The organism is Mesorhizobium sp. WSM3626 (assembly GCF_000513935.1).
Classification (GTDB): domain Bacteria; phylum Pseudomonadota; class Alphaproteobacteria; order Rhizobiales; family Rhizobiaceae; genus Mesorhizobium; species Mesorhizobium salmacidum.
Genome location: NZ_AZUY01000027.1, coordinates 26,934 through 48,294, shown reverse-complemented (window position 1 = coordinate 48,294; position 21,361 = coordinate 26,934). Strand labels below are relative to the sequence as shown.

The following is a 21,361-nucleotide window of genomic DNA, read 5'->3' as shown; positions in this document are numbered from 1 at the left end:
GGTCTACGCCGCGACTTCCTGGGCCGCCCATTTGCGCAGGATCTGCGCGGTGCGTTCCTCGTTGATGTCAACCATGCGGGCAAGCCGCTCCTGCGGGGCCGGCCTGATCTTCTGGCGCAGATCGTCGAGCGGGGTGGCGCCGGCACGCGTGCCGGGCAGGGCGCCAATGGCGGCACCCGCATCGGCGGAAGCGGCTGCCTCCGGCGTCGGCAGAGAGCGCTGGACTTCATCGAAATTGGGGCCTGCTATGGCGGGCGTCGCCCTGGCCGTCAACGCGGCCGCCATCGGCCGCAGGCCAAAAAAGGCGACCAGGAACACCACGACGATGAAGGCCCCGGCATTGATCAGCGTGCCGGCATGCTGGCCGATGGAATCGAGCATTCCCGCCTGGGGCACCGCCTCGCCGTCCAGCCCGTCGATGAACTCGACGGCCGAGACGTCGATGACGTCGCCGCGCTTGTCGTCGAAGCCGGTGGCGGAGCTCACCATCTTCTGGATTTCGGCGACGCGCTTGGCGATCTGCTCCGGTGTCGCATCCTTGCCCAGGATCGTCTTCAGCCGATCCTGGTTGACGACGACGGCAATCGACATCTTGGTCACTGAATAGCCGTTGGAGACGGTGGCGATCTTCTTGGAATTGATCTCGTAGTTGGTGATCTCCTCCTTGCGGTCGTTGGCCGAGGAGGTCTGCGGACCCTCGGTGCTGGTCGCCTGGGTTTCGGGCAGGTTCTGCTCGACGCTGGCGGGAGTTGAAGCCTGCTTCTGGTTGCTGTTCTCATTGGCGCGCACCGATTGCACCGAGCGCTCGACACGGGAATTCGGGTCGAAGATTGTCTCTTCCGTCTGACGGGTGTCGGTGTTGACCTCGGCCTTGATGCTGGCGCGGAAATTGTCCGGGCCGAGATAGGGTGTCAGAGCGCGGCGGATGTTGTCACCGATCTGCGCCTCCACGGTCTGCTCGACGCCGAGCGTGCGGGCGGCACTGGTGTTGGAGGGATCATCACCCGCGGCCAGCAGATTGCCGTTGGAATCGAGCACCGTCACCTTGTCGGCCGACAGGCCAGGCACGGCAGCGGCGACGAGGTGGCGGATCGACATGGCGCTCTTCTCCGCGTCGATGCCGGCGTAGCGGATGACGACCGAGGCGGAGGGCTGCTGTTCGTCGCGGCGGAAATTGGCGCGCTCGGACATGACGATGTGGACGCGCGCCGCCTTGATGCCGGCGATGGACTGGATGGTGCGGGCGATCTCGCCTTCCAGCGCACGCACGCGGGTGATCTGCTGCATGAAGGAGGTGAGGCCCATCGCGCCGACATTGTCGAACAGCTCATAGCCGGCATTGGCGCTGGTCGGCAGGCCCTTCTCGGCAAGCAGCATGCGCGCCTGCGCCGTGGTGCCGGCCGGCACCAGCACGGAGGTTCCGTCGGCGCCGACGTCGAAGCCGATGCCGGCTTCACCCAACACCAGGCCGATCTGGTTCACGTCGGAGCGGTCGAGCCCGACATAGAGCGTGTCGTAGGCCGGGCGGTTGAGGTAGACCGAGGCAATGCCGATGACGCCCATCACCAGGACAGCGATGCCCGCCAGCATGGCGAGGCGCCTGACGCCAAAGCCGCGGAGATTCGAGATGATGCTCTGGATCTGTTCCGGCACGATTGAGCGACTCCCCGCATGACTGTCCGCCGGAACACTAATCCTCGAAGCTTGTGCGAAAATGAAATCGGGCCGCGCTTGCGACGCGGCCCGTGAATTGGAAATCGACGTATCCGTCGGCTAAGGTTGAATTAGCCGTTCTTGAACAGCGACAGGATCGACTGCGAGGAGCTGTTGGCGATCGACAGCGACTGGATGCCGAGCTGCTGCTGCACCTGCAGCGCCTGGAGGCGGGTCGATTCCTTGTTCATGTCCGCATCGACGAGCTGGCCGACGCCGCGGTCGATGGAGTCCATCAGGCTCTGCGTGAAGGTCTTCTGCAGGTCGATGCTGCTCTTGGCCGAACCGAGGATGGTGGCGGAGTCGGTCAACTGGCTCATGACCTTGTCGATTTTGCCGACCATCTGGGTGATGATGTCGTCGGTCACGCCGGCCGCCGTGATATCGAGATTGTAAGCGGAAACATTGTCGATCCTGGGAACCACCGCACCGGCCGCGGTCTGGCCGGCGGTGTTGGCGGCAATGTCCGTGCCGCCGCCGGCGATTGCGGCCGCATAAGCGGTATCATACAGGTTCTGGGCGGCCGCCGTGGAATAGACCGAGGTCTGGCGGTCGAGCGTGCCCTGGTTCTTGACGGCGGTGGAGAGACCGGAATCGAACAGCTTGGTGCTCTCGACATCGATGTCGATCGTGCCGAGCGAAATGGCGCCCGAGGAGGAGCGATTGAAGGACGAGACGATCTTGGCGTTGGCCTGGACGCCGTCATTGGCGGCGGCGACCTGTGTCGATGTCACCGAAAGGTAATTAGAACCCGAAAAGGTGGCGGCATCGGCAAAGGACTTCATCTGCGCCTGGAGGGCCGTGATTTCGGTCTGTGTCTTCGCCTTGGCAGCGGCTGTCTGGCCAATGGTGGAGAGCAATTTGGTCTTGATCTTGCCGATCGTGTCCAGCGCATTGTTCATGCCGGTATAAGCGGTATCGACTTTCGAGGCGCCGAGGCCGAGCGCGTCCTGCACGGTCGAGAGCGCCTGGTTGTCGGAGCGCATCGTCGTGGCGATCGACCAGTAGGCCGCGTTGTCGGATGCTTCGGAGACCCTGTAGCCCGTCGAGATGCGGGCCTGTGTCTGCTCAAGCGACTTGTTGGTGGCGTTGAGGCTCTGAAGTGCAGTCAACGCCGCAGCGTTCGTCATGATGCTCGCCAAGAAACTCGCTCCTTTTTCCAGACCGGTCTTTCTCAAAAACCGGCGTTGCCCTCGCGAGCCGCTCGACCCGCCCGTGGATTGCCGCCGCCCCGATTGGGCCGATTCGGTAATCCGTTGTAAGTCATTGGTTAACCATGACTAGCGCGTTATGGTTAACGGCCTATTAAAAGCCGACTTTAGAGGGTTAAGGAACGAGAGTTGCGCGGGGCTGGAGCAAACGCGAAACGGACCGCGCTTCTGGCGCGGCCCGTTTGCTTAGTTTGGTCGGTCGAGAGCGATCAGCCGCGGAAGAGCGACAGGATCGACTGCGACGAGCCGTTGGCGATCGACAGCGCCTGGACGCCGAGCTGCTGCTGAACCTGCAGAGCCTGGAGGCGGGTCGATTCCTTGTTCATGTCGGCATCGACGAGCTGGCCGACGCCGCGATCGATGGAGTCCATCAGGCTCGAGGTGAAGGTCTTCTGCAGGTCGATCGAGCTCTTGGCGGCGCCGAGCTTGGTGGCGGCGGTCGTCATGTCCTTGAGCGCGGCGTCGACGACGGTCATCATCTGCGAGATCTGGCTGTCGCTGGCCGCCGTGGTGCCCGAGAAGATGGCCAGGCTGGAGACCGAATAAGTGTCGGTGCCCGCTGCGGCAGCGCCCAGGGTCGGAGCCGAGGCGGTTGTAACCGCAGCGCCAGTGGCGCCGAGGCGGGCTGTGTCCAGAATGCCCTTGGCGGTCGGCGCAGCGCCGGCGTCATAGAGCTTGATGCTTTCGACATTGACGTCGATCGTCGAAATCGAAACCGAGCCGGTGGCGCTACGATTGAAAGCCGAAACGACTTTCACGTCGGCCGCCGTACCCGAAGCCGTGGACACCGAAAGCATGTTGGTGCCCGAGAAGGTGGCGCCATCGGCGTAGGCCTTCAACTGATCCTGAAGTGCCTTGATTTCGACCTGGGTCTTTTCCTTGGAGGCGTCGGTCTGACCGTAGGACGCGGTCAGCTTCTGCTGGATCGAGTTGATGGTGGTGATCGCGCTGTTCATGCCGGTGTAGGCGGTGTCGACCTTCGAGGCGCCGAGGCCGAGCGAGTCCGAAACGGTGGACATGGCCTGGTTGTCGGAGCGCATCGTGGTCGCGATCGACCAGTAGGCGGCGTTGTCCGAAGCCTGGGAGACGCGATAGCCCGTCGAGATGCGGGACTGGGTGGTGTCGAGGCTCTTCTGGGTGGCGTTCAAGCTCTGCAGCGCGGTCAACGCTGCGGCGTTGGTCATGATACTGGCCATTGCTACTCGTACCTTGTTTTTACAGGAGTTTTTTGCATACCGGTTTGTCCGGTATGACGGAGCGGCATCATGCCAATGACCGTTGCGTTTGGGTCACCCGCCATCTGCGAGCGACTATGGCGGCGAGTCCCTACCAAAGGACTAAACTGAACGGTTAATCGAAAATAATTCGGAGAAAATTCGATGATCCTCGCGCTGCCCGGTTCCTCGGCCGAGCGGTGCCTGATGTCGAGCGCAGAGGATCAGGTGAAAGAGCGCACCAGGCTGCCGACGAGCAGGTTCCAGCCGTCGATCAGGACGAAGAACAGGATCTTGAACGGCAGCGACACGACCGTGGGCGGCAGCATCATCATGCCCATCGCCATGGTGATGGTGGCGACGATCAGATCGATGACCAGGAATGGCAGCACGATCAGGAAGCCGATCTCGAAGCCGCGCCGGATTTCGGAGATCATGAAGGCGGGCACCAGGATGCGCAGGTCGACGGTCTCCTTGGCAACGACCTGGCCGCGCTCGCGGGCGAGATCGGCGAAAAGATCGAAGTCCTTGTCGCGCACATTGTGCAGCATGAAAGTGCGGAACGGATCGGAAATCTTCTCGAAGGCCTCGGTCTGGCTGATCTGGTTGTCCATCAGCGGCTTGACGCCGGTATTCCAGGCCTGATCGAAGGTCGGCGCCATGACATAGAAGGTCATGAACAGCGACAGCGAAATGAGGATGAGGTTCGCCGGCGTCGATTGCAGGCCGATGCCGGCACGCAGGATCGAGAAGGCGATAACGAAGCGGGTGAAGCTCGTCACCATGATCAGCAGCCCCGGCGCCACCGACAAGACGGTAAGCAGGCCGAACATCTGGATGATGTAGCCGACGGTGGTGCCATCGGCCTTGCCGATGCCGCCAAGGTCCAGTTGCTGGGCCGCCGCGACGGAGGTGGCGGCACCGATCAGTACCGCGGCAAGAAGGAATTTTCTCATTCGAGCAGCAATGTCCTGATAAGAACCTGTTTGACGTGCCCCTGGCTGCGGATCGAGGCGCGTTCGTCGAGATCGGCCTTCAGATGCTGGTAGCCGCTGGCGCCTTCGATCTGGTGCGTCTTCAGGGTACGTACGAAAGCCAGAAGATCCTGTTGAATGTCCTCCGCCATGGCCGGCGGCTGCGGCGCGTCATAGACCACGGATACTTCCATCCTGATCCAGGTATCCGCGGGCGAGGCGATGTTGGTGGTGATCGGCGCCAGTGCGACAAGCGTCGGGCCCGTGCCAGGCTGTTGTGCGGCGGCGGGCTGGGCGACCTTGCCCTCATTTTCAGGCGCAACCGGCACCGATGGTGGTGCATCGACGCCTTTGAGGTAGCCGCCTGACATCCAGCCCATGCCGATGGCGGCCGCCGTCACCACGAGCAGCATGGCGCCCTGGATGGCAAGGGAAGGACCCTTGCGAGGCTGAACCTGTTCGACATTGGCCACGGCGCTTTGCTCTCCAATCCCCAGAACGCCAACAACTAGAACGGAAGAACCTGGTCGAGGACCTGCTGGCCGTAGGCCGGCTGCTGGATCTCGCTGACGCGACCGCGGCCGCCATAGGAGATCCGCGCCTCGGCGATGCGTTCATAGGAGATGGTGTTCTCCGCGCCGATGTCCGACGGGCGCACCATGCCGGCGATGGTAAGCACCCTGAGCTCGTAGTTGACGCGCACTTCCTGTGAACCCCTGATCATCAAATTGCCGTTGGGAAGGACCTCGGTGACGACGGCGGCGACGTTGAGCTCGAGGTTCTCCGAGCGCTTGATTTCGCCGTCGGCGTTGGTTTCGGTGCTGGAATTCAGGCCGGCGTCGCCCTTGCCGCTGGTGCTGTGGCCGTCCCATCCGAGCGTGGCGTCATAGCCCAGCTTGCGCGCGGCAGTGCGGCTCCTGTCGTTCTGGTTCTTGAAATTGGCCTTGTCGTTGAGCTTGATCCTGACGGTCAGGATGTCGCCTTCGCGCAGCGCCCTGGGATCGGTGAACAGCCGGCTCTGGCGATCGTCCCACAGAGAGAACTTCTTGACCGGCGTGGCGGGCGGCTGAGGATAGCTGTAGGGCGCTGCCCCGTCGCTGCCGATGCCCGATCCGACCGGCGACAGCGCCGGTTCCCTGCCGATCTCCTTGAAGTTGGTGCCACAGCCGGACAAGGCTGCCGCCGCGCACAGGATGAGCATTCTGCGGATCATGACGGATCTACCCTTCGGGCTGCGCTGGCCATGATGCCGGTGAGCGTCGCCGCCGCCTTCTGGTCCATTTCGTTGAGGATGACGCCCGCCTTGCGTGAATCGAGCTTCATCAGGATGGCCGCGGCCAGGTCTGCATTGACGATCGCCAGGCGTTCGGCCGCCGCATCGGGCTTCATGCCGGCATAGATCTTGACGACGCCGTCCTCGGCCCGGGCCAGGAACACTTCGCGCCGCTTCAGCCAGGTCTCGTATTCGGCTTTCTTTGCGTCCAGAGCTTTCATGCGCTCGTCGATGCCGGCCTGGAGCTGTTTCAACTCCTCGGCCTGCAAGGCATAGCGGCGGTCGCGAGCGGCGTCGGCGATATTGGAGCAGAAGCGCTCGATCTCGCTTTGGTCCGGCGCTTTCTGCCGCGTCAATTGCTGCGGCGCGACCATGGGCTGCGCACCGGGCAGAACTTGGCGCACGGTATCGTCCGCGTGTGCGCCACCAAAAACAGGCATGGCCGTGAGGGCGGCCGCAAACAGGAAGGTGCGGGAGCGGCGTCTTTCACGGGGCGAGAGGGAGGAGATCATCGGCATCGCCTATTGGAGAACCAGATCGGCTTGCAGGGCGCCGGCCGACTTGATGCCTTGCAGGATGGCAATGATGCCGTCCGGCTTGACGCCGAGACGGTTGAGGCCGGAAACAAGGGTTTGCAGGTCGGGCCCGTCGAGCACGGCGACGCGGGCATCGGGCCGGCTGGCGTCGATTGCGGTGAACGGCTCGACGGCGGTCTCGCCCTTGGAGAAGGGTTCGGGCTGCACGACGCGCGGCGCTTCCGTGATGCGCACCGTCAGCGTGCCATGGCTGATGGCGACACGCGAGATCTTAACGTCGTTGCCGATGACGATGGTACCGGTGCGCTCGTCGATAACGACGCGGGCCGGCGTGTCGGACTCGACCACCAGGTTCTCGATCTCGGCATAGAAGCGGGCCGCCGAAACACTCTTCGGCCGCCTGATCTGCACGGTTCGGGAATCGCGCTCTGCCGCCACGCGCATGCCGAAGCGCTGGGCGGTGTAGTCGTTGATCGCGTCGGCGATGCGGATAGCGGTCGAAAAATCGGGATTGCGCAATTGCAGCGTCAGCGTCGACTGGTCGTCGAACTCGGCCTTCACCTGCCGCTCGACTATGGCCCCGTTCGGCACGCGGCCGGCGGTCGGCACGCCCTGCGTCAATTGCTGGGCCTGACCCTGGGCGGTGAAACCGGAAACGATGACCGCGCCCTGGCCGACGGCGTATATCTCGCCGTCCGCCGCCTTCAGCGGCGTCATGATCAGCGTGCCGCCGGCAAGCGAGGTGGCGTCGCCCATCGAGGAGACGTCTATGTCGATGCGGGCGCCCGACTGCACATAGGGCGGCATGTTGGCGGTGACGATGACGGCCGCGACGTTCTTGGCGCGCGCGCTGCCGCCTTCGGTGGCGATGCCGAGATTTTCGAGCATGGCGCGGATTGACTGTTCGGTGAACGGCGAATTGCGCAGGCTGTCGCCAGATCCGGCCAGCCCGATGACGAGGCCGTAGCCGACGAGCTGGTTGTCGCGCGAGCTCTGCAGCTGGGCAATGTCCTTGATGCGCGAAGCGACCTGGCCTGGTGGCAGCGAACTTGGCCCGGGCGAAACGCGGAACATGCGGGTGGTGGTGGCCGGATCATATTCCGGATCGTCGTAGACACCGCCATTCCTGGCGGCGAGCTCGCGTTTGGCCTTGGGCGTCAGGCCATCGGCCAGCGCCGGCTGCAGGCCAAGTGCCGCCGCGAGCAGAAGGGCAAATGGGCGCGTCATGAAGCGCCGACCTGGATTGTGCCGTCGGCCATCACCGTGCCGGAGAGGATCTTGCCGCTGTCGCTGTTGCGAACCTTGATGAAGTCGCCGGCCGAGCCCGGCTGCAAGGTCACGGCGGTGGCCGTTATCGTCAGCCCGCCGGCGATGAAGAAGACCTGCACGGCGGCACCCTGTTCGACCAGCCAGGCCTCGCGGATGGCGGTGGAAGGAATGTAGCGGCCGGGCAGCAGCGTGCGCTTGGCGATCTTGCCCTGGAGTTCCTCGGAACGGGTCGCCACCGCATCCGGCCTGTGCTTGCCCGGGATGAGGGTCACCTGCTTCAGGGCGCCGAGTTCGATCGTCTCGCCGGGATAGATGACGCGGTTGGGGATCAGCACGACCTCGCCGGCAGGCTGGTTGCTGGCGATCTGGGTGGCCGACTGGCCCGCCGATTGGCTGGCCGATTCCTGGGCGAAAGCCGGCATGCCGCCGGCCACCAGCGCAAGGGTCAGCGCGGCGCGGCGGAATGCGGAGCAGGAGATCGGCATGGCCATCATCCGTTACCTGATGTTCTTGGAGACGACGGAGGCCATGTCGTCGGCGGCCTGGATCACCTTGGAGTTCATCTCATAGGCGCGCTGCGCCGAGATCAGCTCGGTGATTTCCTTGACCGGGTCGACATTGGAAGCCTCGAGATAGCCTTGCTGGATGGTGGCGAAGCCGGGATCGCCCGGCACGCCGACATTGGCGGGACCGGAGGCTGTCGTTTCCTGGAAGAGATTGTCGCCGAGCGGTGCCAGACCTGCTTCGTTGGCGAAGTTGACGATCTGCAGCTGGCCGAGGTTCTGCAGGTTGGTTTGGCCGTCGATGCGGGCGAACACCTGGCCGGTCTTGTTGACGATGACCTCGACCGCATCAGTCGGCACGGTGATGGCCGGAATGACACTGGCGCCGTCAACCGTCACCAGCTGGCCGGTGGCGTTGGTGTTGAAGGCGCCGGCGCGCGTATAGAGCGTGCCGCCATCGGCACCCTCGATCTGGAACCAGCCCCTGCCGGTGAGCGCCATGTCGAAACTGTTGCCGGTGCTGGTCAGCTCGCCCTGTGTGTGGACGTTACGCACGGCGGTCGTCTTGACGCCGAGACCGATCGAAACGCCTTCCGGTACCAGCGAGGCGTTGGAACGGTTCGGCACACCTTGCGTGCGGTCGACCTGGTAGAGCAGGTCGGAGAATTCGGCGCGGGCGCGCTTGTAGCCGGTGGTGTTGATGTTGGCGATGTTGTTGGCGATGACTTCCAGATTGGTCTGCTGGGCATTCATGCCGGTGGCGGCGATGGCGAGTGCTTTCATGGCGTGCTCCTCAGATGCCCATGCGACTGACTTCGAGATAGGCCGAGACGACCTTGTCGCGGATGGCGACGGCGGTCTGCAGCGCCTGCTGGGCGCTCATCACGGCATCGACCACCTGACGGGTGTCGGCGTCGCCCTTGAGCGCCTGGAGCGACACCTGCTCGGCATTCTGCATGGTGCTGACGGTCTTGGAGGCAGCCTGGCTCACCGCTTCGGCGAAGGAGGTGCCAAGGTTACCGGCTGTCGCGGGCGCGACACCGCCCTGAAGCAGGTCGGTGGCTGTGTCGCCCAGTCCAGGCTTCAGGTTGAGCGCGCCGATGCCGTTGACGATCATTGGTTCCTCATCAGGTCGATGGTCATTGAAATGAGGTCGCGCGCCTGCTTCACAACTTGCAGGTTGGCCTCGTAGGAGCGGTTGGCCTCGGTCATGTCGGCCATTTCGATCAGCACGTTCACATTGGGCATCTTGACGTAGCCCTTGTCGTCGGCAGCCTCGTTGCCGGGCTGAAATTCGACGGGAAAGTTGCTCGGGTCGCGGTCGATCGAATTCACTTCAACCGTCGAGCTGCCGGAAGCCCGGTCGAGTTCGGAGACGAAGCTGATGGTCTTGCGGCGATACGGGTCGGCGCCCGGCGCGGTGCCTGTCGACTGGGCGTTGGCGAGGTTTTCCGAGACCACGCGCAGGCGCTCGGACTGGGCGCCGAGGCCTGATGCCGCGACTTTGAGGGCTGCGGTCAGTGCGTCCATGATCAGCTCTTCACCGCCATCATCATCATTGAGTGGAATGCCTTGACGATGGCCGTGTTGAGTTCGAAGGAGCGGCGTACCTCGCCGGCCTTGAGAAGCTGGTCTTCAAGCACGACCGTGTTCTTGGACGGCATGATCACGCCGTCGTCTTCCTGCGGCTTGATGGTGAAGCCGGCATTGGTGGCAGCACTGCCGAGATGGCCGGGCTCGGTGATCTGGAGCGACACCGCGGTGCGGTCGAGCACCTTCTCGAACGGCTCGACATCATTTGCCGTGTAGCCCGGCGTGTTGGCATTGGCGATGTTGCCGGCGACCGCCGACTGACGCACGGACAGCCACTGCGCTTGCTTGGCGGCGAGATCGAAAAGGGAAACAGGCTCCATGGGAATCTCCGGGCATGTGCCCAAAGACTAGGCCGCCAGTCTTGCGCGGACCTTGCGGACGGTCGCTAGAAAATGACGGCGAAAAATATGAAGCGGCTTTTGGACGGCATCTTGCTCCGTCTCTTGAATTGGATCCAGCTCTGGCCAAAGCCGAACCGGCCTTACCGGGAAAGCTCGATCACCTGGTTGGCGCTGGTGAGCATGACCCATTTGCCGTTGCGCTGTTCGATCGCCGATACCTTGCTGGAATCCGGCAGCGTCGAACCCCGCTGGACCATCCACAGGCCGGTGTCGTCCTCGATCATGGCGCGGCCGTTGGCGACATGGACCATGCGGAACTTCGCGATATCGGCGGGAAAGGGTTGGTCGCCGGGTGGGTCCGCTTTGGAATCGTCCTGCACCGTGCCGGTGGCAAGCAGGTCGACGCTGGTGTTGGGAACGTCCTTGGCGGTCAGCGGCGCGCTGCGTGCGGCGACCACACCGCCGCCCGCGCGTCCCGAATTGGTGCCGGTGCCGCCGAACTTGATCGCCTGCACGCCGAACTGGTCCTGGTTGAAGAAAATGTACCAGGGAAACAGGGCGCAGGTCAGGCCGAGCGTGATGCCGAGCGCGGCGATGACGACGTCGCTGCGACGGTCAGCCTTCTTTCTCAATTTTGGAAATTGCGCCTTTGGCGGTTGCGGCCATTCAGTGGCGGCGAACAGGCCATCGATCAGCGATTCGCGGCTGGCCTGCGTCATCTCGGGAGCATCGACGCCGGAAACCACATGCATTGAGGAAAGGGCGGTCCGACCCAGAACAGGTTCGGATCTGGGGAGAGCCGGTTTGACGGCCCTGACCAGAACAGCCGCGGTCCGGGCGGCCATGGCGCCGGCGGTGTTTGCCTTGGCGACCCTGACCTCCTCCGCTCGAGCCTGCTCCGCGGCGTTCGCCTCGGCGATCATCTCGTTCAGGAGGCGCTCGGTGTACTGGCGTTCAGTCTCCTGGTTCGGCATTCTGTTTTCCCTTGAGATAGCGGGCAAGGTCGGAGAACGGATCGGCGGACGGACGGTCCCTGGGCGATTGCGTCAGCGCCTCATAGATCAGGGGCACCTGGCGCACGGCCATGTCGAGTTCGGCGTCGACGCCGCCCTGATAGGCGCCGAGCAGGCGGATGTCCCGCGTGTCCTCGAAGCGGGAGATCATCGACTTCAGCCGCGTCACCAGGGCTCGCTGCTCGACGCTCCAGGCCTTGCCCGCAAGTCGCGATATGGACGACAGCGGATTGACGGGCGGATAGCGGCCCTGTTCGGCGATCGCGCGGTCGAGCACGACATGGCCGTCGAGGATGCCGCGCACGGAATCGGCGACCGGATCATTGTGGTCATCGCCATCGACCAGCACGGAAATGATGGCGGTTATAGAGCCTTTACCTTCGGCTCCGGGTCCGGCGCGTTCGAGCAGCTTGGGCAATTCGGTGAAGACCGAGGCGGGATAGCCGCGGGCGACCGGCGGCTCGCCCGTGCCGGTCGCCACCTCGCGCAGCGCGTGGGCGAAGCGGGTGATCGAATCCAGCACCAGCAGCACACGGTGGCCCTGGTCGCGGAAATGCTCTGCCACGCGCATGGCGGTGTCGGGCGCGCGCCGGCGCATCATGGCGCTCTCGTCGCTTGTGGCGACGACGGCGACGGTCTTGGCCATGCTGTCGCCGATCGTGTCCTCGAGGAATTCACGGACCTCGCGGCCGCGTTCACCGATCAGCGCCACGACGACCGTGTCGAACGCGTCGGCGCCGGCGAGCATGGCAAGCAGCGTCGACTTGCCGACGCCAGAGCCGGCGAAGACACCCATGCGCTGGCCGAAACAGAGCGGCGTGAAGATGTCGATGACCTTGACGCCGGTCATGAAGGCGGTGCCGACACGCTGCCGCGCCATGGCGCCGGGCGTCGCGGCGGTCGCCGACATGTCGTCGCCCCTGATCAGAGGCGGACCACCATCGATCGCCCGGGTGAGCGCGTCGATGGCGCGGCCGCGCCACGAGGCATGCGGCGCCACCGCGAGCGGACCCCTGCGGAACACGGCATCGCCGATGCCGGCGTCGGCGCTGCGTTCGAAGGGGGCTATCACAACCTCGTCCCGGCTGATCTTGACAATCTCGCCGCGGCGCGCGCCGGTCTGGCCGCGCTGCTCGACGATGTCGCCCAGCCTGGTGAAATCGGAAAGGCCGCGCACCTTGTAGTGCGTGGGCGTGACTTCGCTGACGAGGCCGCCGCGCTTGATCAACCCGTCGCCGTTGCCGAAGCGCCTGATAATCCGCTCCAACGCGGCAAGCTTATCCTGCGGCGCCGGCTGGAGCTGTCTTTCGGGTGCGCGGATGGATGGTTGCTCCGAGGACATGCTACGACTTCGAGCCGAGCGTCTTTATCGCCTCGTCGGTGGAAGAATCGGTCTGCCGCATCAGCGCGGCGGTGTTCTCGAAGGCTCGCTGAACCATGATCAGCCGGGTCATTTCCAGCACCGGATTGACGTTGGATTCCTCGACGAAACCTTGCGCTATGCCGACATCGGAACGGTCGGTGACTGGTTCGGGCGTGCGTGCGGGCACAATGCCGGAATTGCCGTAGCGAACGAAATTCTGGCCCGGATCGAAATTGTAGAGGCCGATCGAGCCGACGAGCTGTTCATTCTGGCGCAGCGAGCCGTCGGCGCCGGCCTTGGGCGGGCCGTTGCGGGGATCGAGCTGGATCGGCGCGCCGCCGGCGTCGAGCACCGGGTGGCCTTCGACCGACATCAGCTCGCCATTCTCGTTCATCGAGAAGCGGCCGTCGCGGGTCATGACGGTGCCTGCCGGCGTGTCGATGGCGAACCAGGCGTCGCCCTGGATGGCGAAATCGAACGGGTTGCCGGTTTCTGTCATGGCACCGTGAGCCCCCGACAGATAGGTCTTGCCGGAGGAAGCGAACGATACCGACTTCTGCCCTGCACCCGACACCACGTCCTCGAACTTCACGCCGGTAGCGCGAAAGCCGACGGTGCTGGCGTTGGCGACATTGTCGGCGATCGTATCGAGCCGTCGCTCGAGGGCCATCTGGGCGGAGAGGGCGACGTAGAGACTGTCTCGCATGATCAGAACTTCAGTTTCTGCATGGCCATCATCAGGTCGGTGGATATGCCCGATGTGACCGGTTTGGCGAAGAGCACGCTGATCGATGTCACGGCCGTCGAGGTCGGATTGTTGATCTCGTACATGCTGGTGAAGCGGGTCAGGAACTTGTTGAGTTTCACGGGATCCGTGAAATCCGAGATGTCGAGCTTCTGCTCGAACAGTTGCGCCTGCTTGTCGATGTCGGCGGTGGCGAAGGAATCGGGCAGCCCCAGCGCGGTTCGCACCACGCTGGCCAGCGCGGTGTCGGCCAGCACGTCGTACCAACTGGTGATGTCAGGAGCCTTGCGCTGGAAATAGAGCGCCAGCCGCACACCCTCATTGGTTTGGCCGGCATCTTCCTCCAGCGTCTGGCGCATGTACTTGTCGACAGTCGGTTGCTGCGCCGGATTGATGGTGGTGGCGTTCTCGCCGTACTGCTCGAAGTTGAAAGCCGAGGCCAGTGCCGCGTAAGCCGGATTCGTCTGCTTGTTGGCGGCGCTGTCGGGATCGCGCACGCCGCCTTGCAGGACCTGCTTGATGAGGTCCTTGTCCTCGGTCGCCGAATCGAGACCGAACGCCGCTAGGGCATAGGTGTAAATGCGGCTGTTGCCCATCAGGTCGTCGACGGACTTCACCTTGGTGATGTTGGCGAGATAATACGCCGTCTCGCCCTTCACATAGTCTGAATTCGGATCGAGGCCTGCGATTTGCGCCTGCGTGGCATAGTTCTTCGTCACCAGTTGCTGGGCCTTGTTGTAGATCGTCGCATCGGCGCCGTTGGCAGCGAAATTGAAGGCCCTGACGAACGCGGCGTAGCGCTTGTCGGTCAGCTTGTTCGCGAAACTGTCGGGATTGGTGACGCCTTCCTTGAGTGCCTTGACCATGAACGCCTTGGCGTAGTCCATGTTCTCCAGCCCGTAGGCCTTCATGGCATATTTGAACAAGCGGTCGTTCTTGACGAAATCGTCGATCGATTTCACCTTGGTGATGTTGGCGAGGTAATATTGGGTATCGCGATCGACCGTCGGCTGCTGCTCGATGCGGTCGATCGACTTGTTGATGTCTCTGGTGATCAACTGGTAGCTGGTATAGGTACTGAGCAAGGACGCGCCTCCGGCCGAAGCTATGCCAGCACAATAAGCTCACTTCCTTGCGCGAAACTGAATCGCCAACTTTCGGTTCATGGCGGCTCGGATTCAAGCCTCACACAAGGCACGGGGGCTATCCCTTCTCCGACGTGAAATGCGGAAGGACCGGTCGTGGGCATTCTGATTGGACTTGTGGTGACGCTTGGCTGCGTCCTTGGCGGCTTCATGGCCATGGGCGGGCATCTGCACGTGCTGGTGCAGCCATGGGAAGCCGTGGTCATCTGCGGTGCCGCGCTCGGCACTTTCCTGGTCGCCAATCCGATGAAGACAGTCAAGGATACCGGCAAAGGCATACTGGAGGCCTTCAAACAGGCTGTGCCGAAGGAGCAGGACTATCTGGAAACCCTTGGCGTGCTGCACAGCCTGATGCGCGAGCTGCGCGCCAAGTCGCGCAGCGAGGTCGAGGCGCATATCGACAATCCGGAGGAATCGGCCATCTTCCAGGCCTTTCCGACCGTGCTCAAGAACCACGATTTGATGAATTTCATCTGCGACTACTGCCGCATCATCATCATCGGCAACGCCCGCTCACATGAAATCGAGGCGCTGATGGACGAGGAAATCCAGACCATCAAGTCCGACAAGATGAAGGCCTATCACGCGCTGGTCGCGGTTGGCGACGGCCTGCCGGCGCTCGGCATCGTCGCCGCCGTGCTCGGCGTGGTCAAGGCGATGGGCGCCCTCGACCAGTCGCCGGAAATCCTCGGCGGCCTGATCGGCGCGGCGCTGGTCGGCACTTTCCTCGGCATCTTCCTGTCCTACGCGGTGGTCGGACCTGTCGCCACCAAGATCAAGACGGTGCGCGAGAAGAAGAACCGCCTCTACATCATCGTCAAGCAGACGCTGCTCGCCTACATGAACGGCGCGCTGCCGCAGGTGGCGATCGAGTTCGGCCGCAAGACCATCTCTTCCTATGAGCGGCCGAGCATCGACGCCGTCGAACAGAGCACGATGAACACCGGCAGCGCCGAGAAGAAGGCCGCCTGAGCGATGCGCGACAGACCGGTGCCAAAACTTTCATGACGAGTCCGGGCAGCCCCTCGCAAGCGCGTTCGTTGATCATCGAGCGTCTGGTCGGCGACAGCGGCGAGGCCGACCAGGTCATCGACGCCGGACGCGCCATGGCCGAACGCGCCGTACCGCTGCTGCAGCAGGCGCTCTCGGGCGAACTCGGCGCTCCCGTGAGCGTCGACCTCCGGGCCATCGAGGTCAGCCGCGTCCCGGAGGCGCGCTCGCGCGCCGGCGACAATTTCGCCATGACCGTCGTCGGCTCGCCGGCGTCCTCGGACGCGATGACCCTCGTCATAGATGCTTCCGCGATCGCGATCATCGTCTCGACGCTGTTCGGCGGCGACCCCGACATGCCGGTGTCGCCGATCGAGCGCGACCTGTCGTCGATCGAGGCCGATGTCTCGACCATGGTGTTCCAGGAGGTTGCGCAGGCCCTGAACGGATCGGGACGTCGCTCGCTCGAACTGCGGCTGCCGGCGCCGCGGGCCATGTCGGGCATCGAGGCCAGGCGACACGTGTTGCGCGACGGCGCCGCGATCCGCATCGTCCTCGGCATCTCGACGCCGGTCGACAGCGGCTCGATCACGGTGACGATGCCGCAGCGTATCGTGCTGGCCGGCCGCGACGGTACGGCAAGCGTCAGCGACGACGATCACAACACCAGCTGGCGGGCACGCTTTTCGGAAGAGGTGATGCGCTCGACCGTGGCGCTCGAAGCCACCATGCCGCTGGCGCGGCTGACGCTCGGAGACCTCGCCAATCTCGAAGTAGGCCAGGTCATCGACTTCGAAGAAACGGCGCAATCGCGCGCCCGCCTCGGCGCGCGCGGCCAGACGCTGTTCGTATGCGAGTTCGGCAAACTGGGGCAGAATTACACCGTCCGAATCAGGCATCCTTTCGATGCCGGTCAGGACTTTATCGACGGGCTCATGCCGGCTGGTGCCGGGCGCGCCTGAGCTTTTGGAGACGACGCATGGCCAAGACCAAGGTAGAACCAGAGCTCGACCAGCCGGACGAGCAGCTCGATCGCGCCATCGAGGAATTACGCGGGGTCCTGCACGAAGAAGAGCAACGCCCTGATGCGGCGTTCAGGGCCGCCGCGGCAGCCAATTCGAGCGTCATCATGAACATCCCAGTCGATGTCCAGATCATTCTCGGCAGCACCGAGATGGCGGTTGCCGATCTGATGGCGCTGCAGAAGGGGTCGACGGTCGCACTCAACCGGCGCATCGGCGAACCGGTCGATGTGGTGGTGAATGGCCGCAAAATAGCGCGCGGCGAGATCACCGTGCTCGAAAGCGACCCTTCGCGCTTCGGCATCAGGCTGACCGAAATCATCGCCGGCACGAAGGGCGCCTAGACATGGCTGGCGGGGCTTGCCGACGGCAGCGGAGGCGAAAGGCATGACAACGCCGCTGACGACCCTGACGCGCGCACAGAAGGCGGCAGCCATACTGGTGGCGATGGGCAAACCGTCCGCCAGCCGCCTGTTGAAATTCTTCAAGCAGGAAGAGCTGAAGGCGCTGATCGAGGGCGCCCGGCTGCTCAGGACCATTCCGCAAAGCGATCTCGAGCGCATCGTCGCCGAATTCGAGGCCGAATTCACCGAGGGCGCCGGCCTGCTCGATTCCGCCGACAGGATGGACACCATCCTCAACGAGTCTCTCTCGCCCGAAGAGATGAACGCCATCATGGGCAACAAGAAGCCCGAGGCGGCACCCGAAGGGCCACCGCCGATCTGGCCCGATCTCGAAAAACTCGAGCCCTCGCGGTTGGGCGCGTTCCTCGCGGGCGAACATCCGCAGACGGCGGCCATGGTGCTGTCGAAGCTGGCGCCACAGGCGGCGGCGAGCGTGCTTTTGACGCTGACGAAGCCGATGCGCGGCGAAATCATCAAGCGCATGGTGACGATGGCCAATGTTCCGGCCGCCGCCACCAAGATCGTCGAGAACCGGCTGCGCGCCAGCGTGCTGTCGGACACCACGACCAAGGATACTTCGGCCGGGCAGGCGCGCGTCGCCAGCGTGCTCAACGAGCTGGAAAAGCCCCTGCTCGATGAGGTCATGCAGGATCTCGAAGCCGCCGGCACGCCCGACCTCGACGGTGTTCGGGCCCGGCTGTTCGCTTTCGACGATTTGCCGCTGCTCACCCAGAAGGCGCGCGTGCTTTTGTTCGACGGGCTGTCGACCGAGCTTGTCACGCTGGCGCTGCGCGGCACGTCGGCGGCACTGGCCGAAGCGGTCCTGTCGGCGATCGGCGCCCGCTCCCGGCGCATGATAGAGGCCGAACTCGGGCAAGGGTCGGAGGGTGTGCCCGCCGCCGACATCATGGCGGCACGCAAGACGATCGTGACGACGACGATCCGGCTGTCGCGCGAAGGCGCCTTCGAACTTCCCTCGACGCAGAACGCCGCCTAAGGCATGTCCGACGCCGTCGACAAGGACTCGAAAACCGAAGAGGCGACGGAAAAGAAGATCCGCGACACCATCGAACAGGGCAAATTGCCCCATTCGAGGGAGACCGCGATCCTGGCCTCCTTTGTCGCCATACTGGTGTTCACGGTCTTTTATGCCAAGGACGCCATCGTCGAGCTCGGCATGTTCCTGTCGATGTTCCTCGAGAAGCCCGAAGCCTGGCCGATGGACACCGAGACCGATGTCATCGCGCTCTACAAGCTCGTCATGCTGGAAGTGGGCCGCGCCGTACTCAGCCTGCTGGTGCTGCTCACCGTTGCCGGCATCGGCGCCTCGGTGCTGCAGAATATGCCGCAATTCGTCGGCGAGCGGATCAGGCCGCAGATGTCACGCATCTCGATCGTCAAGGGCTGGAACCGGATGTTCGGCGCCCAGGGCTGGGTCGAATTCCTGAAGTCCCTCGCAAAAGTCGGCTTTGCCATCGCCGTGCTCACCTTCACGCTGTCGGAGGATCACCGCAAGCTGCTTGCCGGGATGATCACCAATCCGGTCGCTTTCGGCCTGGTCATCCGCGGCATCGCCGTCGACATACTGGTGGCGATCGTCTTCGTCATGGGACTGATCGCGGCGATCGACATCGTCTGGTCGCGCTTCCACTGGAAGCAGGACCTGCGCATGAGCAAGCAGGAGGTCAAGGACGAGTTCAAGCAGTCCGAGGGCGATCCGATCGTCAAGTCGCGGCTGCGCTCGCTGGCGCGAGACCGGGCGCGCAAGCGGATGATGACGGCGGTGCCGCGCGCGACGCTTGTAATCGCCAACCCGACCCACTTCTCGATCGCGCTGAAATATGTGCGTGACGAGGACTCGGCGCCGCTCGTGGTGGCGAAGGGGCAGGATCTCGTGGCGCTGAAAATCCGCGAGATCGCCAAGGAGCATAACATCCCGATCTTCGAGGACGTGGCGCTCGCCCGCTCCATGTACAAGCAAGTTTCGGTCGATAATGTGATCCCGTCGCAATTCTACCAGGCCGTCGCCGAACTGGTGCGGATCGTCTACTCGAAAAAGGCTGAGCGCAGACAGATTTCATGAACCGCCAACCGCACGCAAAATCCCGCGAGATCATCGTCGCCAGCGCCATCGAGCAGGTGGTGGTGGAACTCAGGCTGATCGACGTCGCCGACTATATCGCCTTCATCCGGCTGGAGCATTTCGCCTGCCTGTCGGATCTGGTCGATTCAGCGGCGGAGCTGTTCTTCATGCCGGGTACGCTGCGGCTCGGCCATGGCGGCGAGGCGCATGTCGACTGGAGCGGCAGCCCTCGCATCGTGCTCGACCTGGAACTCAGGCCACCCGGCGTGACCGTCTATTTCCAGCTGACGCTGAGCGAGACCGGCAACACGGTCGTGGTCAATTACGTGTCGTTTGAAAAACCGGGCGAAGACCCCCAGCACAATACGGCGCTGCTGGAGGCGGTGATCGAACAGGCCCGTATCCGCAAGGTCGAACCGCTGGCGTTTTAAAGCGCTTCGGTCAGCCGATAGCGGCTACTCGATAAGTCCCAGCCGCAGCGCCTTGGCGACCGCCTGGTTGCGGTTGACGGCGTTGAGCTTCTGGGTCGACTGGGTGAGGTACTGGTTGGCGGTGTGCACCGATAGTTTCAGGAGCCGCGCGATCTCCTCGCTGGTGTTGCCGTTGGCGGTCAGCTTCAGGCATTCGAGCTCGCGCTTGGAGATCGACCGCATTCTGCCAACATCGCCCGGACGCATCCGCGCGACGGCGGCGAACAGCGAAAAGCAGCGAGCGTGGATCTCGTAGAGCGCATCCTGCGGCAGCGTGATCTCCGATCCCAGGAAGACGACGAGGCCGCATTGACCCCGATCGGCATGGACGGGAAAGGCAATGCCGCTCGATCCGGGTGTCAGCGGCGCCATCTGTCCGGTCCAGGCGAGATTGCCGAACATGTCGGCCATGGCCGCCACGCCATCATCCGTCCACCAGCGCGGCTCGGTCGAAATCCGACTATGGCGAACGATCTCCTCGCCATTGGCGCCTGAAATGAATTTCGACGCCACCGCGACGCTGGGATAATCGGAATCAAAGCACGGGACCAGCCGGGCGCGCTCCGGCGACGGGCTGACGAAGAACAGGCCGAAGGCCGAGGCGTTGATGTCGACTGATATCCAGCGGCAGCGGCGCACCGCATCGGGAATGGTGACGGCGTGATGTGTTTCGGATCCCAGCGAGAAGGCGCCGAAAGGGCTGCGCTGCTCGTTGAAAAGGGCTTCCGCAGCGTCCTTGATCTCGGTGTGTTTCAAATGATGCCACTCCTGATCGCCGTGGCGATGGCCATCGCACGGTTGCTGGCCGCGAATTTCTGGATGGCGTGGGTGATGTAGCTGTTGACGGTGTTTGAGGAGACGCCGAGGATGACGGCCACCTCGTCGGTGGTCTTGCCTTCCGAGACCCAGAACAGGCATTCGCGCTCACGGTCCGACAGCGGATCCTGCATGGCCGCGGCGGCGATCAACTGCGGAATGTGCGAGAGCGCGTAGCAGCATTTCAGTTGCGCCTTCATCAGCGCCGGCTGGTCGATCCGGCCGGCGGCCGCCGCCGAGAACAAGGCGAACAGGCGCTGACGGCCGACATTCAGCCGCAGTGAATAGATCTCGGCATGGCCGAGCACGTCGAGCAGCCGGGCCTCTTCACCCGAGACCAGCCCGTCGGCATCCGGCGCCTGGGCCGCCACCAGCGGTGTCGGACGGATGCCGGGTGCTGCGGTGAGCGGTCCCTGGGCAAGGCCGGCGATCAGCCGCTTGCCGATCAGCTCGATGGCGTCGAAGATCCAGTTCGAGGAGACGATACGCGCGTCGTTGCGGTCCTGGTCATGGACGATGGCGACCAGCATGTAGCTGTCGGCGCCGATCTCGGCGGTCAGCTCCATGAAGAAGCTGGTGAGATCACCGCGCGACGTCAGGCGCGAGCCCAATGTGTCGGATTGAAGAGGCGCGGCGGGACTGCTCATCTGCTGCTTTTGGCCGGAATCGATGCTGATGTCCGG

General features: G+C 63.7%; 25 protein-coding genes. 6 read left to right on the top strand and 19 right to left on the bottom strand.

The window, feature by feature from the left end:
• Nucleotides 1-3 precede the first annotated feature (3 nt).
• The 17 genes from fliF to M653_RS0118940 all read right to left on the bottom strand — a co-directional run bounded on the left by fliF (nucleotide 4) and on the right by M653_RS0118940 (nucleotide 14,833).
• Nucleotides 4-1,653 (bottom strand): flagellar basal-body MS-ring/collar protein FliF, encoded by a 1,650-nt coding sequence (gene fliF, locus M653_RS0119020; protein ID WP_027144760.1) that lies wholly within the window; start codon nucleotides 1,651-1,653, stop codon nucleotides 4-6.
• Nucleotides 1,654-1,784: 131 nt separating this feature from the next.
• Nucleotides 1,785-2,855: a flagellin gene (locus M653_RS0119015; protein WP_027144759.1), complete on the bottom strand. Its 1,071-nt coding sequence runs from the start codon at nucleotides 2,853-2,855 to the stop codon at nucleotides 1,785-1,787.
• Between the two features lie 278 nt (nucleotides 2,856-3,133).
• Nucleotides 3,134-4,120, bottom strand: a complete 987-nt coding sequence (locus M653_RS0119010; protein ID WP_027144758.1) for a flagellin — start codon at nucleotides 4,118-4,120, stop codon at nucleotides 3,134-3,136.
• Nucleotides 4,121-4,362: 242 nt separating this feature from the next.
• Nucleotides 4,363-5,094 carry a flagellar type III secretion system pore protein FliP gene (gene fliP, locus M653_RS0119005; protein ID WP_027144757.1) on the bottom strand — a complete coding sequence of 244 codons (732 nt, stop codon included), beginning with the start codon at nucleotides 5,092-5,094 and terminating at the stop codon, nucleotides 4,363-4,365.
• On the bottom strand, nucleotides 5,091-5,585 hold the full coding sequence (locus tag M653_RS0119000) for a flagellar basal body-associated FliL family protein (RefSeq protein WP_027144756.1): 495 nt from the start codon (nucleotides 5,583-5,585) through the stop codon (nucleotides 5,091-5,093). The genes fliP and M653_RS0119000 overlap by 4 nt, the downstream gene beginning before the upstream one ends.
• A 35-nt stretch (nucleotides 5,586-5,620) precedes the next feature.
• Nucleotides 5,621-6,325: a flagellar basal body L-ring protein FlgH gene (flgH, locus tag M653_RS0118995; RefSeq protein WP_027144755.1), complete on the bottom strand. Its 705-nt coding sequence runs from the start codon at nucleotides 6,323-6,325 to the stop codon at nucleotides 5,621-5,623.
• Nucleotides 6,322-6,903, bottom strand: coding sequence for a MotE family protein (locus M653_RS0118990; protein ID WP_027144754.1), 582 nt, complete (start codon nucleotides 6,901-6,903; stop codon nucleotides 6,322-6,324). Before M653_RS0118990 ends, flgH begins: the two co-directional genes overlap by 4 nt.
• A 3-nt stretch (nucleotides 6,904-6,906) precedes the next feature.
• On the bottom strand, nucleotides 6,907-8,148 hold the full coding sequence (locus M653_RS0118985; RefSeq protein ID WP_027144753.1) for a flagellar basal body P-ring protein FlgI: 1,242 nt from the start codon (nucleotides 8,146-8,148) through the stop codon (nucleotides 6,907-6,909).
• The gene (gene flgA, locus M653_RS0118980) at nucleotides 8,145-8,681 is read right to left on the bottom strand and encodes a flagellar basal body P-ring formation chaperone FlgA (protein WP_198028806.1); all 537 of its coding nucleotides are present in this window, start codon (nucleotides 8,679-8,681) and stop codon (nucleotides 8,145-8,147) included. The genes M653_RS0118985 and flgA overlap by 4 nt, the downstream gene beginning before the upstream one ends.
• Nucleotides 8,682-8,687: 6 nt before the next feature.
• Nucleotides 8,688-9,476 (bottom strand): flagellar basal-body rod protein FlgG, encoded by a 789-nt coding sequence (flgG, locus tag M653_RS0118975; protein WP_027144751.1) that lies wholly within the window; start codon nucleotides 9,474-9,476, stop codon nucleotides 8,688-8,690.
• A gap of 10 nt (nucleotides 9,477-9,486) precedes the next feature.
• The gene (locus M653_RS0118970; RefSeq protein ID WP_027144750.1) at nucleotides 9,487-9,810 is read right to left on the bottom strand and encodes a flagellar hook-basal body complex protein FliE; all 324 of its coding nucleotides are present in this window, start codon (nucleotides 9,808-9,810) and stop codon (nucleotides 9,487-9,489) included.
• Nucleotides 9,807-10,223 (bottom strand): flagellar basal body rod protein FlgC, encoded by a 417-nt coding sequence (flgC, locus tag M653_RS0118965; RefSeq protein WP_027144749.1) that lies wholly within the window; start codon nucleotides 10,221-10,223, stop codon nucleotides 9,807-9,809. The genes M653_RS0118970 and flgC overlap by 4 nt, the downstream gene beginning before the upstream one ends.
• 2 nt (nucleotides 10,224-10,225) lie before the next feature.
• A complete protein-coding gene (gene flgB / locus M653_RS0118960; protein WP_027144748.1) occupies nucleotides 10,226-10,606 on the bottom strand; it encodes a flagellar basal body rod protein FlgB in 381 nt (126 codons plus the stop codon).
• Between the two features lie 161 nt (nucleotides 10,607-10,767).
• Nucleotides 10,768-11,601, bottom strand: a complete 834-nt coding sequence (locus tag M653_RS0118955) for a hypothetical protein (protein ID WP_027144747.1) — start codon at nucleotides 11,599-11,601, stop codon at nucleotides 10,768-10,770.
• Nucleotides 11,582-12,982 (bottom strand): flagellar protein export ATPase FliI, encoded by a 1,401-nt coding sequence (gene fliI / locus M653_RS0118950; RefSeq protein WP_027144746.1) that lies wholly within the window; start codon nucleotides 12,980-12,982, stop codon nucleotides 11,582-11,584. Before fliI ends, M653_RS0118955 begins: the two co-directional genes overlap by 20 nt.
• Before the next feature lies 1 nt (nucleotide 12,983).
• On the bottom strand, nucleotides 12,984-13,709 hold the full coding sequence (gene flgF / locus M653_RS0118945; protein ID WP_027144745.1) for a flagellar basal-body rod protein FlgF: 726 nt from the start codon (nucleotides 13,707-13,709) through the stop codon (nucleotides 12,984-12,986).
• Nucleotides 13,710-13,711: 2 nt separating this feature from the next.
• Nucleotides 13,712-14,833: a DUF1217 domain-containing protein gene (locus M653_RS0118940; RefSeq protein ID WP_027144744.1), complete on the bottom strand. Its 1,122-nt coding sequence runs from the start codon at nucleotides 14,831-14,833 to the stop codon at nucleotides 13,712-13,714.
• 156 nt (nucleotides 14,834-14,989) lie between these two features.
• Between M653_RS0118940 and motA the strand changes: the two genes are divergently transcribed.
• Genes motA through M653_RS0118910 form a run of 6 tightly spaced genes read left to right on the top strand, consistent with a single transcriptional unit; the run spans nucleotide 14,990 to nucleotide 19,823 of the window.
• Complete coding sequence (gene motA / locus M653_RS0118935; RefSeq protein WP_027144743.1) at nucleotides 14,990-15,865, top strand: flagellar motor stator protein MotA; 876 nt, start codon at nucleotides 14,990-14,992, stop codon at nucleotides 15,863-15,865.
• Nucleotides 15,866-15,897: 32 nt separating this feature from the next.
• On the top strand, nucleotides 15,898-16,845 hold the full coding sequence (locus M653_RS0118930; protein WP_027144742.1) for a FliM/FliN family flagellar motor switch protein: 948 nt from the start codon (nucleotides 15,898-15,900) through the stop codon (nucleotides 16,843-16,845).
• Nucleotides 16,846-16,862: 17 nt separating this feature from the next.
• The gene (gene fliN, locus M653_RS0118925) at nucleotides 16,863-17,249 is read left to right on the top strand and encodes a flagellar motor switch protein FliN (protein ID WP_027144741.1); all 387 of its coding nucleotides are present in this window, start codon (nucleotides 16,863-16,865) and stop codon (nucleotides 17,247-17,249) included.
• 43 nt (nucleotides 17,250-17,292) lie between these two features.
• Nucleotides 17,293-18,306: a flagellar motor switch protein FliG gene (locus tag M653_RS0118920; RefSeq protein ID WP_027144740.1), complete on the top strand. Its 1,014-nt coding sequence runs from the start codon at nucleotides 17,293-17,295 to the stop codon at nucleotides 18,304-18,306.
• 3 nt (nucleotides 18,307-18,309) lie between these two features.
• Nucleotides 18,310-19,392 (top strand): flagellar biosynthesis protein FlhB, encoded by a 1,083-nt coding sequence (flhB, locus tag M653_RS0118915; RefSeq protein ID WP_027144739.1) that lies wholly within the window; start codon nucleotides 18,310-18,312, stop codon nucleotides 19,390-19,392.
• The gene (locus M653_RS0118910) at nucleotides 19,389-19,823 is read left to right on the top strand and encodes a hypothetical protein (protein ID WP_027144738.1); all 435 of its coding nucleotides are present in this window, start codon (nucleotides 19,389-19,391) and stop codon (nucleotides 19,821-19,823) included. Before flhB ends, M653_RS0118910 begins: the two co-directional genes overlap by 4 nt.
• 24 nt (nucleotides 19,824-19,847) lie before the next feature.
• On the opposite strand, the gene M653_RS0118905 is transcribed toward M653_RS0118910, so the two are convergent.
• Together M653_RS0118905 and M653_RS0118900 are read right to left on the bottom strand one after the other, a co-directional pair.
• Entirely contained in the window at nucleotides 19,848-20,618 is a 771-nt protein-coding gene (locus M653_RS0118905; protein WP_027144737.1) for a helix-turn-helix transcriptional regulator, read from the bottom strand.
• Entirely contained in the window at nucleotides 20,615-21,325 is a 711-nt protein-coding gene (locus tag M653_RS0118900; protein ID WP_027144736.1) for a helix-turn-helix transcriptional regulator, read from the bottom strand. The genes M653_RS0118905 and M653_RS0118900 overlap by 4 nt, the downstream gene beginning before the upstream one ends.
• Nucleotides 21,326-21,361: the final 36 nt, after the last annotated feature.

Coding starts and splice junctions, on each gene's coding strand:
- M653_RS0119010 (WP_027144758.1), bottom strand. CDS start 4,120: ATGGCCAGTATCATGACCAACGCCGCAGCGTTGACCGCGCTGCAGAGC.
- fliP (WP_027144757.1), bottom strand. CDS start 5,094: ATGAGAAAATTCCTTCTTGCCGCGGTACTGATCGGTGCCGCCACCTCC.
- flgH (WP_027144755.1), bottom strand. CDS start 6,325: ATGATCCGCAGAATGCTCATCCTGTGCGCGGCGGCAGCCTTGTCCGGC.
- M653_RS0118990 (WP_027144754.1), bottom strand. CDS start 6,903: ATGCCGATGATCTCCTCCCTCTCGCCCCGTGAAAGACGCCGCTCCCGC.
- M653_RS0118985 (WP_027144753.1), bottom strand. CDS start 8,148: ATGACGCGCCCATTTGCCCTTCTGCTCGCGGCGGCACTTGGCCTGCAG.
- flgA (WP_198028806.1), bottom strand. CDS start 8,681: ATGGCCATGCCGATCTCCTGCTCCGCATTCCGCCGCGCCGCGCTGACC.
- flgG (WP_027144751.1), bottom strand. CDS start 9,476: ATGAAAGCACTCGCCATCGCCGCCACCGGCATGAATGCCCAGCAGACC.
- M653_RS0118970 (WP_027144750.1), bottom strand. CDS start 9,810: ATGATCGTCAACGGCATCGGCGCGCTCAACCTGAAGCCTGGACTGGGC.
- flgC (WP_027144749.1), bottom strand. CDS start 10,223: ATGGACGCACTGACCGCAGCCCTCAAAGTCGCGGCATCAGGCCTCGGC.
- flgB (WP_027144748.1), bottom strand. CDS start 10,606: ATGGAGCCTGTTTCCCTTTTCGATCTCGCCGCCAAGCAAGCGCAGTGG.
- M653_RS0118955 (WP_027144747.1), bottom strand. CDS start 11,601: ATGCCGAACCAGGAGACTGAACGCCAGTACACCGAGCGCCTCCTGAAC.
- fliI (WP_027144746.1), bottom strand. CDS start 12,982: ATGTCCTCGGAGCAACCATCCATCCGCGCACCCGAAAGACAGCTCCAG.
- flgF (WP_027144745.1), bottom strand. CDS start 13,709: ATGCGAGACAGTCTCTACGTCGCCCTCTCCGCCCAGATGGCCCTCGAG.
- M653_RS0118930 (WP_027144742.1), top strand. CDS start 15,898: ATGACGAGTCCGGGCAGCCCCTCGCAAGCGCGTTCGTTGATCATCGAG.
- fliN (WP_027144741.1), top strand. CDS start 16,863: ATGGCCAAGACCAAGGTAGAACCAGAGCTCGACCAGCCGGACGAGCAG.
- M653_RS0118920 (WP_027144740.1), top strand. CDS start 17,293: ATGACAACGCCGCTGACGACCCTGACGCGCGCACAGAAGGCGGCAGCC.
- flhB (WP_027144739.1), top strand. CDS start 18,310: ATGTCCGACGCCGTCGACAAGGACTCGAAAACCGAAGAGGCGACGGAA.
- M653_RS0118910 (WP_027144738.1), top strand. CDS start 19,389: ATGAACCGCCAACCGCACGCAAAATCCCGCGAGATCATCGTCGCCAGC.
- M653_RS0118900 (WP_027144736.1), bottom strand. CDS start 21,325: ATGAGCAGTCCCGCCGCGCCTCTTCAATCCGACACATTGGGCTCGCGC.